This is a genomic window from Micromonospora sp. PRAS1 (assembly GCF_059553435.1).
Window position 1 is genome coordinate 49,070 of sequence record NZ_JCANNB010000036.1, and the last position, 16,823, is coordinate 65,892.

Sequence of the window (16,823 nt, forward strand, 5' to 3'; positions counted from 1 at the left end):
TTCTAAAGCATTCTCTACTGTATGTCTGAAGAGGTGCCCCGGCGTTCCATCAAGGTCAACGACCCGCGCGCCCTGCGCGCGTACGCGCACCCGCTGCGGATGCGTCTGATCGGGCTGCTGCGCGGTGAAGGGCCGATGACCGCGACGCAGGCGGCAGCTCGGCTCGATGACAACGTGCCGAACTGCTCGTTCCACCTGCGCCAACTCGCGAAGTACGGGTTCGCCGAACGGGTTCCCGGGGCGGATGGTCGGGAACGGCCCTGGCGGGCCACCACGCAGTACACGTCCTGGGACGACGACTCCGACGATCCGGCAATGCGGGCCGCCACGGACCAGATCAACGGCGTGATGGTCGCGCTCTATCTGCAACGCGCGCAGGACTATCTCGCGATCCGCGCCGACGAGCCCGCCGAATGGCGGGCCGCCGCTGGCTTCGGCGACGCGTTGCTGCACGTCACCGCCGCCGAACTACGGCAGGTCACGGAGGAGATCGACGCGCTGCTGGCCCGGTACGACGAACGGGTCGCCGACCCGGCGAAACGCCCACCCGGCTCGCGCCCGGTGACGTTCGTCCAGATGGCACTACCACGGGCAGCCGCACCCGCGCCGGAGTCGACGGGCGGAGACGAAGCGTGACCGAACCGCTCGTGCTGACCGGCCCGGCACCGCCGGGCCGACCGGGCATCCCACGACTGCTCCAGCACGCCGCCTTTCGCCGCTACTGGACCGCGCAGACCGTCTCGCTCTTCGGCGACCAGATCACCATGCTCGCCGTACCGTTGCTGGCCCTGCTCGCCCTCGGTGCCGGACCCGCCGAGATGGGCTATCTGACCGCCGCCTCGCTGTTGCCGAACCTGTTCTTCTCCCTGCCGGCCGGCGCCTGGGTGGACCAGCGCCCGCGTCGACGTCGAGTAATGATCGTTGCCGACCTCGGTCGAGCGGCCCTGCTGCTTGTCGTGCCGCTGTTGTGGTGGATGGACGCGTTGAACCTGCTGCTGCTCTGCGGCGTGGCCTTCCTGATCGGGATCCTCTCGGTGTTCTTCGAGGTGGCGCACAGCAGCCTGTTCGCCGCTCTGGTCCAGCGGCCGGACTACGTGCAGGCCAACAGCCTGGTCAACGGCAGCAGAGCCATGGCGCACATTGCCGGCCCGAGCATCGGTGGCCTGCTTGTGCAGGTGCTCACCGCCCCGGTCACCCTCTTCTCCGGCGTGCCCACCTACCTGACGTCGGCGCTCTTCCTGGCCCGGACCAGGGTCACCGAGCATCCCGTACCGGCCGGCGCTAGCCTGGGCATGGCCGCTGGCGTGCGGTACGTGGCCAGATCCGCGGTACTCCGGGCGACGCTGCTCGGCACCACCACGCTCAACCTGTTCAACTACATGTTCGCTGCGCTCTTCGTGCTGTACGTGACCACCGAACTTGGGGTCGCCCCTGGGATGCTGGGCCTGATCATGGGGGCTGGCGCGTTCGGTGGGCTGCTCGGCGCGGCGGTCACCGGACCGGTCAGTCGCCGGATCGGCATCGGTCCTGCGGTGCTCCTTGGCTTCGTCGCCTTTCCGGCCCCACTGCTCCTCGTGCCGCTGGCCGGAGGGCCGCAGCCGCTGGTAATCGGGCTGCTGTTCGCCGCCGAGTTCGTCTCCGCACTGGGCGTCATGGTGCTGGACATTGCGGTCGGGTCAGTGCAGATCGCCGCGACTCCGGTGGCGATGCTCGCCGTGGTCTCCGGCTTCAGACGTACGGTCAACCACGGCATCCGGCCGATCGGTGCCCTGATCGGCGGGGCCCTCGGTGCCGCGATCGGGGTACGTCCGGCCCTCTGGATCGCCAGCCTTGGGGCCCTGCTCGGGGTGTGCTGGGTTGTCTTCTCCCCGCTGCGCGCCATGCGCGCCCTGCCCGAGAGCGATGAAGACAGGTGAAGAGGGTGGGGGGTGGGGGGAGGCGGCCTTCGGTGGTGTGGGAGTAGTCGCGGGATGCGGTCACCAGTCCAGCGGTGTCGAAGCGCAGGACGGTGCAGCCGGAGGTGGTGAGTGGGCGGTCGTAGGGGTAGGTGATGGCCCAGTACGACACGCCTCCCGGCCGCCCCACCCTCGGGTCGCCTGCCGCCCGCCCCGCGCTCTGGCCACCTTCCGGGCGGGTTGCCCTCGGCGTGGTCCAGGCCAGGAAGCGCTCGAACAACTCCGCCGGCGTGGGCGGGAAAGCCTCGTGCATCAGGTCCCCGGTCGCGTCGAAGAGAAGCCCGGCCAGGTAGACCGGAAGACCCACCCGATCCGCGCCGAACTCGACCCGGAGCAACATCCGAGCCACCGGGCACGGCCAGGCCCCGCCACACGCCCGACACCGCCACCCAGGCCGCTCCGGCAGATGCCGATGCACCGGATGCAACCCACTCAACGGCTGGTCGCGGGGTGGCGGCTGGGCGGATGAGGTAATGCCTCCATGCTTACGAAGTGTATTGTCTGCGTCAACAGTTTGCGTAGTTGTCGGAGTCGAATGATGTTGACGCTGTCATTGTCAACCTGTGGAGCTGGTAGGCGTGTCGGAGATCAGGACGATGCTGGGGAACGTCTCCCGGCAGCGTGCCTCCGTCATCGCCAACCAGCGGAACTTCCCGGAGCCGCTTGCCGTACTGGCCATGGGCAAGGTGTGGCGGAAGTCGGATGTGGAGGCGTGGATCAGGGAGCACCGGCCCGAGCTGGCGGGGGAGTGACAACTGGGCGCTTCGCCCCGGGCGAGGTGGTCGTGCGGCGGGAGATCCTGCGCGGTGAGGTGTGGTTCGGCTGCCCGACGATCTGCGTCGAGGATTCGCCCGAACTGCTCGCGCTCTACCTGCCGACGGGGGCCGAGTTCGCTTTCCCCGACGAGGGAAGCTTCCCGTGCGGCCGGCACCCCTGGCAGGTCGCCGGGCACACCGCCTGGACCGGGCACGGCAAGCTGATGTTGCAGCGCCCGGGGGAGGCGCACTCGGTCGACGTGTTCTGGTCCGGCCCGGAGCGCTCCTTCGCCGGCTGGTACTTCAACCTTCAGGATCCGTTCCGGCGTACGCCCATCGGGGTGGACACCCTCGATCATGAGCTTGACCTGTGGTGGGCGGCGGACGCCGACCGGTACGTCTTTAAGGACGTGGAGATGTTCGCCAAGCGGTTGGTGGAGGGGCGTTACCCGGGGATGGGTGCGGCGATCCGCGCCGAGGGCGACCGGATCGCCGCCCTGCTGGACGCGGGTGAACGCTGGTGGGACGAGTCCTGGGCGGCCTGGCACCCCGACCCGACCTGGCCCACCCCACGCCTGCCCGCCGGTTGGGCGGCGGTCCCGCCGCACCGATGATCGTCTGCACTTCAGTGACCACGACAGCGGCGTGTCGAGTCACCGAAGTGCAGACGATCAAGACGGGCAGGTCAAGCAGGGCTCAGCTCACCGTCTCGCGCTCGCGCCAGGCGGTGCGCAGCGAGGTACGGCCGTTGGTGCGCAGCAGCGACCCCTCGTAGACCCGCGCCCCGGCGAGCAGGAACCCGACCGCCGTCACCAGCAGCAGGACCAGCGACACCGGCAGTTCCCAGCCGGCCGCGTCCCCGCTGAACAGCCGCAGCGGCATCGCCGTGGGCGAGGAGAACGGCAGGTAGGACAGCACCCGCATGGCGAACGCGTTGTCGTTGAGGAAGACCACCGCGAAGAACGGCAGCATCACCGCGAGCTGCACCGGCATGGACACCCCGCCGATGTCCTCCAGCCGGTTGACCAGCGCGCCAGCCGCCGCCCACATGGCCGCGATCAGCACGAAGCCGAGCAGGAAGAACGGGATGAACCAGCCGATCGCCGGGGCGAGCAGCGAGAGCAGCCCGGTGTCGCCGCCGAACGCCACGCCGGCCACCGCGACCAGGGCCACCAGCGCGATCTGCCCGAGCGCCAGGAGGGTGCCGGCGAGCATCTTGCCGGCCAGCAGCGCCCGGACCGACACGGCGGCGACCAGGATCTCCACGATCCGGGTCTGCTTCTCCTCGATGATGCTCTGCGCGATCTGCACGCCGAAGGTCTGTGAGGTGATGAAGAAGACGAAGGCGAAGGCGAACGGAACGAGGAAGGCCAGCGCCGGGTCCAGCGCGTCGGGATCCAGCAGTTGGACCGGGGGTGAGCTGCTCAGCGCGGAGACCACCTCGCGGGGCGCCTCGGTCATGGCGAGCACGGCCGGGCCGGTGACGACCGCGGCGTCCACGTCGCCGTCGCGTACCGCCTGCTCCGCGGCGGCGTCGTCGGGCACCGTACGCACCTCCAGGCCGGCCTCGCGCAGCGGACCGGCCACCGCCTCGGTCGCCGCCACGCTTGGCGGCCCGCCGGACAGCAGCGGCGGCAGGATGGTCGCTGCCGCGGCGATCAGCAGGAAGATCAGGGTGCTGATCAGGAAGGTACGGTCGCGCAGCTTGACCCGGATCTCCCGGGCGGCGACGAGCCGGGTGGCCTCGAAGGTGTTCACTGGGTGACCTCTCGGAAGATCTCGGCGAGGGAAGGGCTGACCGGACGGAACGCGCGCACCGGGCCGCGTTCCAGGGCGGCCCGCAGTACCGGCTGCTCGTCGGTGCCGGGTGCCAGGTCGAAGAGGGCGCGGGCGCCGTCGAGGTCGACCAGGCTCACCCCGGGCTGGTCGCGCAGCCAGCCGGCGTCGGCTGCCACCACCAGCTCGTACCGGGGGGTGGTGTACGCGGCGCGCAACTCCTCCCGGCTGCCGGCGGCACGGATGGCACCATCGGCGATGATCACCAGGTCGTCGCAGAGCCGCTCGACGACGTCCAACTGGTGGCTGGAGAAGAGCACCGGGGCACCGGCGGCGGCCCGTTCGCGCAGCACGGCGACGACGGTGTCCACGGCCAGCGGGTCCAGGCCGGAGAAGGGTTCGTCGAGCACCAGCACCTCGGGCTCGTGCACCAGCGCGGCGGCGATCTGGGCGCGCTGCTGGTTGCCGAGCGACAGCGTCTCCAGCAGGTCGTCGCCGCGCTCGGCGAGCCCGACCCGCTCCAGCAGGCTGTCGGTGGCCCGCCGGGCGCTCTCGGCGCCGAGCCCGTGCAGCCGGCCCAGGTAGGTCACCTGTTCACGGACGGTCATCTTGGGGTAGAGGCCGCGTTCCTCGGGCATGTAGCCGAACCGCCGCCGGGCGTCCCGGCTCAGCGCCGTGCCGCGCCACGTCACCTGGCCGGCGTCGGGGGCGAGCACCCCGAGGATGATGCGCATGGTTGTGGTCTTGCCGGCACCGTTGCCGCCGACGAAGCCGGTCATCCGGCCGGCGGCGACGTCGAAGGACACGTCTTTGAGTACCTGACGGTCGCCGAAGCTGCGGTCGACGCCGTCGAGGCGGAGCACACTGGTCACGGCGTAAACGCTAGGTCGCCGAGCGCCAGCTGCCGTCCGCCCGCCGACGGAGATCAGGTCTCCCTCTCCCGACGGAGGTCGCTCACCCGCCGGGCCGGACCACCCCGTGTTCGTACGCGAAGACCACCGCCTGCACCCGGTCGCGCAGACCCAGCTTGCCCAGCACCCGACTGACGTGCGACTTCACGGTCGCCTCGCCGAGGTGCAGGGCACCGGCGATCTCGGCGTTGCTGGCACCCCCGGCGACCAGCACCAGCACCTCCCGTTCCCGGGGCGTGAGGTCGCGCAGGGCCGCCTCCGGCGAGGTCCCGACGGCGGCGCCGCCCGGCCGGGCGAAGGTGGCGATCACCCGCCGGGTGAGTTCGGGGGCGAGCAGTCCGTCGCCCCGGGCCACCACCCGGATCGCCTCGACCAGCGACTCCGGTGTGCCGTTCTTGAGCAGGAAGCCGCTGGCTCCGGCGCGCAACGCGGCGAAGAGGTAGTCGTCCCGGTCGAAGGTGGTGAGGATCAGCACCGCCGGTCCACCCGGTTCGGTCGCGTCGGCGACGATCTGTCGGGTGGCCTCCAGGCCGTCGACCCCGGGCATCTCCACGTCCATCAGCACCACGTCCGGGCGCAGTGCCCGGGTCATGCCGACCGCCCGGTCACCGTCCGCGGCCTCGCCCACCACCTCGATGTCGTCCTCCACCTCCAGGATGACCCGGAAACCGGTGCGGACCAGATGCTGGTCGTCGGCGAGCAGTATCCGGATCGGCCGGCCGGCGTCGGCGACGCTCTCCGTGCTCATGCCGGCGTCCCCGCCCCGACCGGCAGCGGGAAGCGGACCCGTACCCGCCAACCACCGCCGGTACGCGGACCCGCCTCGAACTCGCCGCCGTGCGCGGCGACCCGTTCCCGCATCCCGATCAGGCCCAGCCCATCGGCGTTCGTCGGGCGGGTGGCCCGGCCGTCGTCGGTCACCTCGACCTCCACCTCGTATGCCAGATAGCGGATCCGTACGTCGAGCATTCTCGCCCCGGTGGCGTGCTTCAGCGCGTTCGTGGTGGCCTCCTGGACCACCCGGTACACCGCTTGGGAGAGCGACCCGGACAGCGGCCTCGGCTCCCCGTACCTTCCCAGGGTGGCCCGCAGGCCCGCCTCGCGGGCCCGGTCCAGCACGGCGTCGACCTGGTCGATTCCGGCGGGCTGCGCGGTGCCGTCGCCGTCGTTGTCGCGGGCGCGCAGCACGCCGAGCATCCGGCGAAGCTCGTCGACCGCGGTACGGGCGGTCTCCTCGATCGCGGTGAGCGCCATTCGGGCCTTCGCCGGGTCCTTGTCGAAGACGCGGCGGCACGCCGACGCCTGCACGCCCATCACCGATACGTGGTGGGCGACCACGTCGTGTAGCTCGCGGGCGATCCGGACCCGTTCACCGACCACCGCGTGCTCCCGGATCTGAGCCTGCGACCGGAGTAGCTGCTCCGCGTGCCGGGCCAGCTCGTGCTGCCGTTGGGCGGCGATCCACGCGGTCTCCCCGAAGGCGTACGCGAACCCGAAGAACAGCACGTTAATCAGTACGCCGGTGACGATCGCGGCGAGCACCGGCGGCACCGGCCCGACCGCCTCCGCGAATGTGTCCTCAGGGATCGTGTCGAAGCTGGTCACGTAGGAGATGCCGAGCCAGACGAACATCGCGCCGATGATGCCGATCCGCAGCCGCCGGGACAGCCGCCGGTCCCGTCCCCAGGCCCCCAGCGTGTAGATGGCGGCGAACAACGCCCACTGGGACAGCTGCCACTCGGGGACGGCGCGGACCTGCGCGCCGATGAACGCGGCGGCGATGACCAGCGCGGTGGCGGCGGGGAAGCGGCGGCGCCAGATCAGCGGCAGCTGCACCGCGAGGGTCCAGAGGACCTGTTCCAGCCCGGACGGCGGCGGCCCGAGCAGGAACGTCCCGGTGCTTCGGACCAGGGTGAGGCTGAACAGGGCCAGGGCCGTCGCGGCCAGCCCGGCGTAGAGGTCCAGCCGCTGCTGTTCAGGGGTGGGCCCCGGCCGCCGCCAGCCGTCACCCGTCTCGATGCTCACCCCGACCAGGATGCCACCACCCAGGGCGCCGACGCGGTTCGCACCGGCCGGACCGGACGCACCGGCCGGACCGGACGCACCGGGCGGGCCAGGTACTCCGGGTGCACCGGGCGCACCGGCGGGGCCGGACGCACCGGGCGGGCCAGGTACTCCGGGTGCACCGGGCGGACCGGCGGGGCCGGGCGCTCCGGGGCGGTCAGCCGATGCCGTGGCCGGCCATCGGCGGGAGCGGGCAGTGCAGCAGCCCACAGATCGTGCGCAGCAACTCGACCTCGGGCACGGTCATCATCCCGTCGTGGCTGATCACCGCGACCACCGCCGCGACCAGCCGTTCCTTGTCGCCCGGCCGCAATCCGTCCAGCACCGGCCAGGCGGTCTCCAGGGCGAGGACGCCGTTCTCCGGCGGCGCGTACGGCAGGTTGGTCCCGGGCAGCAGTGCGCCGATCCCGGCCCGGAAGGCCCGTTCGGCCTCGGCGCGGTCCGGGTGTCCGACCTGGGCGAGGATGGCCAGCAGGGCGGCGGCAGCCGAGCGGGTGTCGGTGAGTTTGCGCCGGTCGGTGCGCCAGCGGGAGTCCGGCCGCAACGACTCCTGGATCTCGGCCAGCAGCAGCCGGGAGAGGCAGTACTCGGTCACGTTTATCGCACCGTCGGCGTGGATCAACGTGAAGACGGCGGCGAGCAGCGCCTCCAGCTGCGGGCCGGGCCGCTCGCGCAGCGCTGGGAAGGTCAACTCGGCCAGCGGCAACCGCAGTTCGGCGGGAAGCTCGGCCAGGTCGTCCGCCGCGCGCAGGGCACCGTCGGCCAGGTCGTGGCCGTGCTGCTGGCCCAGCGCGGCGTACTGATGCTGCCGGATCTCCGGCTCGGTGCTGAGCAGCAGACCGAACAGCAGCGGCACGGCCGCCTCGCGGTTGCGGGCCCGGTCGAGCAGTGAATCCGGGATCCGGTCGAGGATCGCCGCGGCGTGGGTGTAGGCGGTCTCGGTGGGGGCGGCCACCCGACCCAGCATCTCCTCCGGCGCGACGCGCAGCTGCTCGCCGCGCCCCGGCTGGCCGGGCTGCGCCGGTCGTGCCGTGCCCGCGTCCGGCCCGCCGTGCCGCGCCCGTCCCGGCACCTGCTCGCCGGCTGCGCCCGGCCGGGACGGTGCGCCGGTCGGGGCCAGGCCGAGCGCGAGGTCCTCCTGCCGACCCGAGGGCGGGGCCGCTGCCCACTGCCGCGACAGCCGTTGCAGCTCGGCCGGATCGAAGGAGGGCTCCAGCACCCTGATCCGGTCGGCCAGCGGGGGATGGGTGGCGAACCAGGAGGCCCGGGCCGCCTCGCCGAAGAGCATGTGCCCGACCTCGTCGCGCTTCGGGGACTTCAGCTCGGAGCCGTCGGTCAGCCCACCGATCTTCTTCAGCGCGCCGGCGATCCCCCGGGTCTGCCGGGTGTACTGCACGGCCGAGGCGTCGGCGAGGTATTCGCGTTGCCGGGACACCGAGGCCTGGATGAGTCGCCCGGCCAGGACCCCGACGTAGCCGGCCACCAGCAGGGCCACCCCGATCAGCGCCAGCGGGTTCACACCGCCGCTGTTGTTGCTGCGCTGCCGGCTGCCGCCGCCGATGATTCCGGCGCGGGCCAGGCCACGGCCGACCACGGTCAGGAAGAGGATGCCGAAGAGCAGGCCCATCAGCCGGATGTTGAGCCGCATGTCCCCGTTCACCACGTGGGCGAACTCGTGGGCGATGACCCCCTGCAACTCGTCGCGGTTGAGCCGCTGCAAGGCACCCCGGGTGACCGCCACCGCCGCGTCGGCGGGGCCCCAGCCGGCGGCGAAGGCGTTGATCGCCGACTCGTTCGGCAGGACGTAGACCTCGGGCACGGGCACACCGGAGGCCAGCGCCATCTCCTCGACCACGTTGCGCAGCCGGCGCAGCTCCGGGTCGGTGGTGTCGGTGGGCACCGGCACCCCGCCCAGCTCGCGCGCCACCTTCCCGCCGCCACCGCGCAGCGCGAGCGTACGTACCAGCGCGGCCAGCCCGATCGCGGCGACCGTGCCCACGCTGACCACCGCGATCAGCCCGAGCAGCTGCTCCGGCGGGCCGGCGGTGGCGTTGAACGCGATGATCGCGGCGAGGTTCACCACCACCACGATGCCGATCACGGCCAGCACGAAGAGCAGCACCAACCGGGTCGACAGCCGGCGGACCTGGCGCTGCCGTTCGAAGAAGTTCATCGGTCGCCGATACTCAGAAGGAGACCTGCGGGGCCTGACGCTGCGTCGGGTCGTCCGGTTGGAAGAGCGCCGCCGGCCCGAACGAGAACATCCCCGCGACCAGGCTGGAGGGGAAGACCTCGCGCTTGTTGTTGTAGGCCATCACCGAGTCGTTGTACGCCTGCCGGGCGAAGGCGACCCGGTTCTCCGTCGAGGTCAGCTCCTCCGACAGCTGCATCATGTTCTGGTTGGCCTTCAGGTCCGGGTACGCCTCGGAGAGCGCGAAGAGCCGGCCCAGGGTGGCGGTGAGCGCGTTCTCCGCGCCGCTGAGCTGCTGCATCGCCGCCGGGTCGCCGGGTGCCGCCGCGGCGGTGGCCTGCGCGTTGACGGCGGCGTTGCGGGCGGAGATCACCGCCTCCAGGGTCTCCCGCTCGTGCTTGAGGTAGCCCTTGGCGGTCTCGACCAGATTGGGGATGAGGTCGTGCCGCCGGACCAGTTGCACGTCGATCTGGGCGAAGGCGTTGCGGTAGGCGTTGCGGGCCCGGACCAGCCCGTTGTAGATCGACACGCCGAAGCCGAGCACCGCCACGACGATCAACGCCAGACACACCAACCCGATGATCAATTCCATGGCCGCTCCCTCGCTCCGCGTCGGTCCTACCGCTGATCATCGTACGTTCGCACTGCCAGACCTGCTTCCGACCGCCCGCACCCCCCACCCACCCCATCGGCGTCGATCATGAGGTTGGCGGCAGTCGTTGATCTTCAAACTGCCGCCAACCTCATGATCAACGAGGCGGGGTGGGGGCGGCGCGGTGGGCTTTCAGGGCGCTGGCGGCGATGTCCCAGAGGGTGATGGCGACGATGACCACCACGCTGATCCGGGAGATCGTGTCGGCGCCGCCGTCGCGCAGCCAGGCGAAGTGGGCGACGAAGTCGGGGTTGAAGAACCGGTCGGTGAGCAGCAGCCAGATCGCCGGCACCGCGAAGGCCAGGCCGAGTACCGCGTTCACGCCGACCAGTGGCCAGGTCCACCGGCGGGCCCGGTACTTGGCCAGCTCCAGGACGATGCTGGCGAGCAGGACCACGATCAGCGCCGGCAGCCAGGACCTCCAGAGCGCCGGATCGATGATCGGCAGCCGGCGGTCGTCGCCGACCACCGTCTGGAAGTGCTGCCACGGCAGGGCCGCGATGAACAGCACAAGCATGACGATCGAGGCGCACGTGTCGACGAGGGTGGTGTCCCGCTCGGTGGGCGAGTCGGGGAGCCGGTCGACGGACCAGCGCGGCAGGTTCAGTGAGGTGCCTAGCCGTTCCAGTACGGCGAAGACCGCCGTCACCCAGAACGCGATCTGCAACGCGACGTTTATCGCTGCGGAGATGCCGGCGCCGATGGCGCCGGCCGCGTTGTCGCTGGTGGTGGCCTGGACCACCCCCACCACGGTGCCGACGATGGCCGGGATGGTGCTGACCAGCACGATCAGCAGCCGTTGCCAGGCCAGGTAGTACTCCGGCCCGATGAGTTGGAGCCGGCGGTCGGCGTAGCTGGCGGCGAGCTGGGCCGGGTCGCCCAGCTCGTTGAGCACGTCCCGTTCGGCGGTGGCGGCGTCGAGCCCTTCGGCGGTGCGGCCGTCGATCATGTCTGCGATCGAGGCGCGCAGCTCGGTGGCGATCTCGTCGCGGCGGTCGGTCGGCACCGAGCGCAGGGTGGCGGCGAGGTACCGGTCGGTCAGACTTGTCGTCATCGGGGGGCTCCTTCGATCAGGGTGGCCAGGGAGGACTGGACGGCGGAGAGGTCGTCGAGCAACCGACCGAGCAGCTGTTCGCCGGCCTCGCTGGTGCGGTAGAACTTGCGCGGCCGGCTCTCCTCGGTGTTCCACTCGCTGCTCAGGAGCCCCTGCTCCTCCAGCCGCCGCAGCAGGGGATAGAGGGTGTTGGCATCGACTGGGAAGCCGTGCCCGGTGAGTCGTTGCAGGAGCGCGTAGCCGTAGTCGGGCCGGCGGAGCGCCACCAGGCTGGCCACCACCACCGTCCCCCGGCGTAGCTCCTGAAGGTGTGTCCGCAGCACGTCGTCGCTGACCATGCGTCACACGATACTGTGTGGCACACACTATTGTCTAACGCCCAGCAATGTCCGTCACACGACATCGTGTCGGGCGAGGCGTTTCGTATCACAAAATAAAACTTTGCAGAGACTGCATCTTTGGTTCTAGAGTTCGGGCGTGACCATGGATGGGACGGCGACGCTGGGCCGGCGGGACCGCAAGAAGCGGCAGACCCGGGCGGCCCTCGCCACCGCCGCGTTGCGCCTGGTCGCCGAGCGCGGGCTCGACCAGGTGACGGTCGAGGAGATCAGCGAGGCGGCCGACGTCTCCGCGCGGACCTTCTTCAACTACTTCCCGACCAAGGACGACGCCCTGGTGGGCAACACCGAGGGCGACCGGGAGTGCGTGCTCCGCGCGCTCGCCGCCGTGCCGGCGGAACAACCCGCGCTGGAGGCGCTCCGGCGCGCCCTGGTCGAATTCGCCGACGAGGTGCAGGGCGACGCCGAGTTGTGGCTGCTCCGGATGCGGGTGGTGACGCAACACCCGGTGCTGCTGGCCCGCCTGGTCGCCGGCAACGCCACCACCGAACGGGCCCTCGTCGAGGCGATCGCCGCACGTAGCGGGTTGTCCAGCGCCGACCCGTACCCCGCCCTGGTCGTGGCGGTCGCCGGGGCCGCCCTGCATACCGCGATGATCCGCTGGGCGACCGGCGGCGGCGCCGGCTCCCTGGCCGCGCTGATCGACGAGGCGTTCGCCGCCGTCGCCGCCGGCCTGCCCGACCCCCGCACCGGCTGACGCCGAGCCCGCCGCGCCGGTGACCTTGACCCGCCAGCACCCAGACCAGCACCCTCCCCGCGCGACCGCGCCGGGGACAGCGACCACGCGTGAGGAAGTAGCCCCATGACGAGTACGACCGAGCCGATCGCCGCGCCCGAGGCGGACGACGGCCGGATGTCCCGCCGCGAGATCCTCCAGGCCCTCTCGGGGCTGATGGTGGGCATGTTCGTGGCGATCCTCGCCTCGACGGTGGTGGCGAACGCGTTGCCACGCATCATCGCCGACCTGAACGGCAGCCAAACCGTCTACACCTGGATCGTCACCACCGAACTGCTGGCCATGACCGCCACCGTGCCGCTCTGGGGCAAGATGGCCGATCTCTACAGCAAGAAGCTGCTGATCCAGCTCTCCCTCGGCCTGTTCGTGCTCGGCTCGTTGATCGCCGGGCTCACCCCGAACGTCGAGGTGCTGCTGGTCAGCCGGGTGGTGCAGGGCATCGGCGCCGGCGGCATGACCGCCCTGGCGATGATCGTGATGGCGGCGATGATCCCGCCCCGCGAACTGGGCCGCTACGCCGGCATCTTCGGCGCCGTCTTCGGCGTCGGCACCATCGCCGGGCCGCTGATCGGCGGCGTCCTGGTCGACACCTCCTGGCTGGGCTGGCGCTGGTGCTTCCTGATCGGCGTACCGTTCAGCATCCTCTCCATCGTGCTGCTCCAGCGCACCCTGCACCTGCCGGTCATCCGCCGCAAGGTACGCATCGACTGGGCCGGCGCGGCGCTGATCACCGCCGGTGTATCCACCCTGCTGATCTGGTCGTCGCTGGCCGGGCACAGGTTCGCCTGGGCCTCCGGCTGGACGGTCCTGATGGTCGTCGGTGGGCTGGCGATGCTGCTGGTGGCCGTCTGGGTCGAGTCCCGGGCACCCGAGCCGATCATCCCGCTGAAGATCTTCCGCAGCCGCACGGTCACCCTGACCACCCTCGCCAGCATGCTGGTCGGCGTCGCCCTCTTCGGCGGGACGGTCTTCCTGTCCCAGTACTTCCAGACCTCGCTGGGCAAGTCGCCGACCGTCGCCGGCCTGATGAGCCTGCCGATGATCCTCGGCCTGCTGGTCTCCTCCACGGTCGCCGGTCAGCTCATCACGAAGTACGGCCGTTGGAAGGCGTACCTGGTGGCCGGGGCCGCGGTGATGGTGGTCGGGATGCTGCTGCTGTCCACCATCGACGTCGACACCCCGCTGCCGCTGCTGTTCAGCTACATGGCGCTGCTCGGCATCGGGGTCGGCATGCTCATGCAGAACCTGGTGCTGGCCGCCCAGAACGACGTGCCCGCCCACGAGCTGGGGGCGGCCACCTCCGTACTCACCTTCTTCCGCAGCATGGGCGGCGCGATCGGTGTCAGCGCCCTCGGCGCGGTGCTGGCCAACCGGGTCACCGGCCTGATGAGCGCGCAGCTCGGACCGGCCGCCGGTGCGTCCGACGGCGGTACCACCGAGGTGCCCGACCTCTCCGCCCTGCCCGAACCGGTGCTGGTGATCGTGCGGGACGCGTACGCCACCGCCACCTCGGAACTGTTCCTGATCGGCGCGCCGATCGCGTTCCTCGCCCTGGTCGCGGTGCTGTTCATCCGGGAGAAGGAACTGCACACCATCAGCGGCGACGAGCGCGCCGAGAAGGAGGCGGCGGGCCTGACCGCCGGGCACTGAACCACCCGACCGGGGCACCGGCACCGGCACCGGCGCAACTGCGCCGGTGTCGGCGTCACGTCCGGCCGTGCGGCCGGACGGTCGGGTCGCGGCCGGCCGGGTTCGCGGCGGGCCGCCACATCGGCCGCAGGACGGGACCACCGTCGGGCAGGGCCAGCGGTTGGCCGTGATCGTGGAAACCGTGCCGCAGGTAGAGCTGGCGGCTGCGCTCGGTCGAGGCTTCGAGGTACGTCGGCAGGCCGGCGGCGTCCGCCTCGCGGAGGCGGTGACCGAGCATCGCGCCGCCGAGACCGCGGCCGCGCTGCTCCGGTCGCACGCCCATCGACGCCAGGTAGAGGTGCGGCTGGCGGGGACGGTGGGCGGCGACCGTCCCGGTGACCGTCGCCAGCCGCCGGGCGACGGGGTCGTCCGTGGGCGTGACCTCCACCGGACGCGCGGCCGGGTCCGGCAGGGCGGCAGGGTCGGTCGGACCCACCCACGCCGACACTCCGGCCAGGGTGCCGTCGGGAAGCTCGGCGACGGTGATCTGTTCGTCGCGGACGGCGTCGTTCAGCAGTTCCTGAAACATCGCCGGGGTGCGCGCGGCCCGCTCCGCAGGGTCGGGCAGCACCCAGCAGAGCACCGCCTCGTCGACGAATGCGGCGGTGTAGGCGGGCCCGAGAGCGTCGAGATCAGCGGTGACGGCGAGCCGTACGCGTACGGCGGGGGTGTGGGACACGATCGCTCCTCGGTCGGTGGCTGTCACCTCCGATGCTGGCCGGCCGGTCGGCGACCGGGGAGTACTTTCGTCACAGCAGGCGGGGTGACGAAAGGAAGCCGGGATGACAGGGGCCCGATGCGTCGAGTGCGGCGGCGGACTGCCGCCCGGACCCGGCCGGGGGCGGCCCCGACGGTACTGCTCACGTGGCTGCCAGGCCCGCGCGTACCGCCGCCGCCGGGACCAGGGACGGACCGCGCCGCCGCGGCGTCCGCTCGGCACGCGGGACGGTCACGGCGTCGCCACCCGGGACGACCTGGTGCGCAGCGCGGTCCGGCTGGCCGACGCCGAGGGCCTCGACGCGGTCTCGGTGCGCGCCCTGGCGCACCGCGTCGGGCTCACCCCGGACGCGGTCTACCGTTGGGTACGCAACCGGGACGACCTGCTCGCGGCAATGGCCGAGCAGGTGCTGGACGGCGGCCGGGTACCCCACCGGGACCGGGGAACGCCGCGTGAGCGCCTGCTCCGACTGGCCCGCGCCGAATGGTCGTTGTACCGGCGGCACCCGTGGTTGCTGGCCGTTCTGGCGACCACCCGGCCGCCGGTCGGCCCGGCGATCCTGGCCGTGATCGACGGCACCGTCGCGGCCCTCACCGACGCCGGGTACGACCCGCCGGACGCCCTCGCCGGCTACCTCACGTTGAGCGGCTACGTGCAGGGCATGGCGCTGCTGCACGTGACCGAGCGGGCCGAGCGCGCGGCCGGCGCCACGCCCTGGGACACCTGGTGGGCCGGCACCTTCGCGCGGCTGGAACGCACCGGGCGTACCCGGGGACGCGGCTGGCTGGCAGCCGCCCGGCCGGTCCCGACGGCCACCCCGGATCCACAGTTGGCGCAGTGGTTCGAGTTCGGCCTGGCCCGCCTGGTCGACGGCCTGATACCGGTGTGACGGTCGACGCCGCTGTCGAGGTCGGCTCCGCGGCGGCGTCGAGTCAGCTTCGTGGCGGCGTCAAGTTGGCTTCGTGGCGTCGTCGAGTCGGCTTCGTGGCACCGCCGAGTCGGCTTCGCCGGCACCGTCGAGTCGGATTCGTGGTGCCAGCGGCCCCGGCGCGTATCGCCCCGGGGCCGCTGGCCGTCGGGTTGGAGCCGGTCGGTGCGTTCCGGCTCCACCCGGGGCGGATCAGCAGGGGCCGCCCTGCCGGAAGTTGCGCTCCACGAAGGACGCCAGCCCGACCTGGAAGGCACCGACCCCGGGCCGGATCGGGTGCCCGGTGAACAGCTCCACCCGCGAGCCGAACCGCACCAGGTACGCGCTGGCGGTGCCCGCGTCGTTGCTGATCAGCGCGCCGCGCGGGCCGTAGATCGTCTCCAGCGCGGCGAAGCTCATCCCGACGCCCCCGCCGGCCGGAGAACGCGGCGGTGCGGTGGCGGTGGAAACCTCCACCAGCCGGCCGGAGCGGAAGGTGACGATGATGACGCCCGCCCACTCGCCGACGACACCGGCGTGGACGATCCCGTCGCAGGGGGAGACCGACCAGTCGATGAGCCCGGCGGCGGTCAGCCGATCGAGGCGTGCGCCGATCCGGAACGGACCCGCTCCCCGCACGCTGAGCAGGTCGGTGCCCGCCGACGGACCGGCATGGTGGTCGGTGGCGGTCCCGCCGGCCGACAGTTCGGCATGGTGGTCGGTGGCCGTCCCGGCCGACAGTTCGGCACGGTGGTCGGTGGCCGTCCCGGCCGACAGTTCAGCGTGGCGGTCGGTGGCCGTCCCGGCCGACAGTTCGGCATGGTGGTCGGTGGCCGTCCCGGCCAACAGCTCGGCACGGTGGTCGGCGCGGGCCGCCCCGGCCGGCAGCTCGGCCGCAACCGGGGAAACGGTATGGGGAACGGGCCCGGCAACGGCCGGGGCGGCCCCGACGAGGGCCAGGACGGTCGCCACCGCGACGTACGCGAAACGGTGCACAGAAATCGCCTCCTCGGCATC

Annotated in this window: 17 protein-coding genes; 7 read left to right on the forward strand and 10 right to left on the reverse strand. The window is 71.8% G+C overall.

From position 1 onward, the window contains the following. Positions 1-21 precede the first annotated feature (21 nt). From AC507J_RS26175 to AC507J_RS26190, 4 genes are all read left to right on the forward strand, one after another. Positions 22-636 (forward strand): winged helix-turn-helix domain-containing protein, encoded by a 615-nt coding sequence (locus AC507J_RS26175; protein ID WP_496292032.1) that lies wholly within the window; start codon positions 22-24, stop codon positions 634-636. After that, on the forward strand, positions 633-1,916 hold the full coding sequence (locus AC507J_RS26180; protein WP_496292034.1) for an MFS transporter: 1,284 nt from the start codon (positions 633-635) through the stop codon (positions 1,914-1,916). The genes AC507J_RS26175 and AC507J_RS26180 overlap by 4 nt, the downstream gene beginning before the upstream one ends. A 617-nt stretch (positions 1,917-2,533) precedes the next feature. Next, positions 2,534-2,707 (forward strand): hypothetical protein, encoded by a 174-nt coding sequence (locus AC507J_RS26185; protein WP_496292036.1) that lies wholly within the window; start codon positions 2,534-2,536, stop codon positions 2,705-2,707. Next, positions 2,704-3,324, forward strand: a complete 621-nt coding sequence (locus tag AC507J_RS26190; RefSeq protein WP_496292038.1) for a ribonuclease FAU-1 family protein — start codon at positions 2,704-2,706, stop codon at positions 3,322-3,324. Before AC507J_RS26185 ends, AC507J_RS26190 begins: the two co-directional genes overlap by 4 nt. 82 nt (positions 3,325-3,406) lie before the next feature. On the opposite strand, the gene AC507J_RS26195 is transcribed toward AC507J_RS26190, so the two are convergent. The 8 genes from AC507J_RS26195 to AC507J_RS26230 form a co-directional block, all read right to left on the reverse strand. Beyond that, entirely contained in the window at positions 3,407-4,468 is a 1,062-nt protein-coding gene (locus AC507J_RS26195) for an ABC transporter permease (protein WP_496292040.1), read from the reverse strand. After that, on the reverse strand, positions 4,465-5,358 hold the full coding sequence (locus AC507J_RS26200) for an ABC transporter ATP-binding protein (protein ID WP_496292042.1): 894 nt from the start codon (positions 5,356-5,358) through the stop codon (positions 4,465-4,467). The genes AC507J_RS26195 and AC507J_RS26200 overlap by 4 nt, the downstream gene beginning before the upstream one ends. 82 nt (positions 5,359-5,440) lie before the next feature. Further along, the gene (locus tag AC507J_RS26205; RefSeq protein WP_496292044.1) at positions 5,441-6,145 is read right to left on the reverse strand and encodes a response regulator; all 705 of its coding nucleotides are present in this window, start codon (positions 6,143-6,145) and stop codon (positions 5,441-5,443) included. Beyond that, positions 6,142-7,422 carry a sensor histidine kinase gene (locus tag AC507J_RS26210; RefSeq protein WP_496292046.1) on the reverse strand — a complete coding sequence of 427 codons (1,281 nt, stop codon included), beginning with the start codon at positions 7,420-7,422 and terminating at the stop codon, positions 6,142-6,144. The genes AC507J_RS26205 and AC507J_RS26210 overlap by 4 nt, the downstream gene beginning before the upstream one ends. A gap of 196 nt (positions 7,423-7,618) precedes the next feature. Further along, positions 7,619-9,634: a M48 family metallopeptidase gene (locus AC507J_RS26215; RefSeq protein WP_496292048.1), complete on the reverse strand. Its 2,016-nt coding sequence runs from the start codon at positions 9,632-9,634 to the stop codon at positions 7,619-7,621. Between the two features lie 13 nt (positions 9,635-9,647). Next, positions 9,648-10,244 (reverse strand): LemA family protein, encoded by a 597-nt coding sequence (locus tag AC507J_RS26220; RefSeq protein WP_496292050.1) that lies wholly within the window; start codon positions 10,242-10,244, stop codon positions 9,648-9,650. Between the two features lie 157 nt (positions 10,245-10,401). Further along, the gene (locus AC507J_RS26225) at positions 10,402-11,358 is read right to left on the reverse strand and encodes an HAAS signaling domain-containing protein (protein WP_496292052.1); all 957 of its coding nucleotides are present in this window, start codon (positions 11,356-11,358) and stop codon (positions 10,402-10,404) included. Then, the gene (locus AC507J_RS26230) at positions 11,355-11,696 is read right to left on the reverse strand and encodes a PadR family transcriptional regulator (protein ID WP_496292054.1); all 342 of its coding nucleotides are present in this window, start codon (positions 11,694-11,696) and stop codon (positions 11,355-11,357) included. The genes AC507J_RS26225 and AC507J_RS26230 overlap by 4 nt, the downstream gene beginning before the upstream one ends. Before the next feature lie 145 nt (positions 11,697-11,841). Between AC507J_RS26230 and AC507J_RS26235 the strand changes: the two genes are divergently transcribed. Both AC507J_RS26235 and AC507J_RS26240 read left to right on the forward strand, forming a co-directional pair. Beyond that, positions 11,842-12,453 (forward strand): acyl-CoA-like ligand-binding transcription factor, encoded by a 612-nt coding sequence (locus AC507J_RS26235; RefSeq protein ID WP_496292081.1) that lies wholly within the window; start codon positions 11,842-11,844, stop codon positions 12,451-12,453. Positions 12,454-12,558: 105 nt separating this feature from the next. Continuing rightward, positions 12,559-14,142, forward strand: coding sequence for an MFS transporter (locus AC507J_RS26240; protein ID WP_496292056.1), 1,584 nt, complete (start codon positions 12,559-12,561; stop codon positions 14,140-14,142). 55 nt (positions 14,143-14,197) lie between these two features. On the opposite strand, the gene AC507J_RS26245 is transcribed toward AC507J_RS26240, so the two are convergent. Further along, on the reverse strand, positions 14,198-14,860 hold the full coding sequence (locus tag AC507J_RS26245) for a GNAT family N-acetyltransferase (protein WP_496292058.1): 663 nt from the start codon (positions 14,858-14,860) through the stop codon (positions 14,198-14,200). A 103-nt stretch (positions 14,861-14,963) separates the two neighbouring features. Between AC507J_RS26245 and AC507J_RS26250 the strand changes: the two genes are divergently transcribed. Continuing rightward, positions 14,964-15,788: a TetR/AcrR family transcriptional regulator gene (locus tag AC507J_RS26250; protein WP_496292060.1), complete on the forward strand. Its 825-nt coding sequence runs from the start codon at positions 14,964-14,966 to the stop codon at positions 15,786-15,788. Positions 15,789-16,019: 231 nt separating this feature from the next. On the opposite strand, the gene AC507J_RS26255 is transcribed toward AC507J_RS26250, so the two are convergent. Beyond that, on the reverse strand, positions 16,020-16,823 hold an 804-nt coding region (locus tag AC507J_RS26255; protein WP_496292062.1), incomplete at its 5' end, for a hypothetical protein.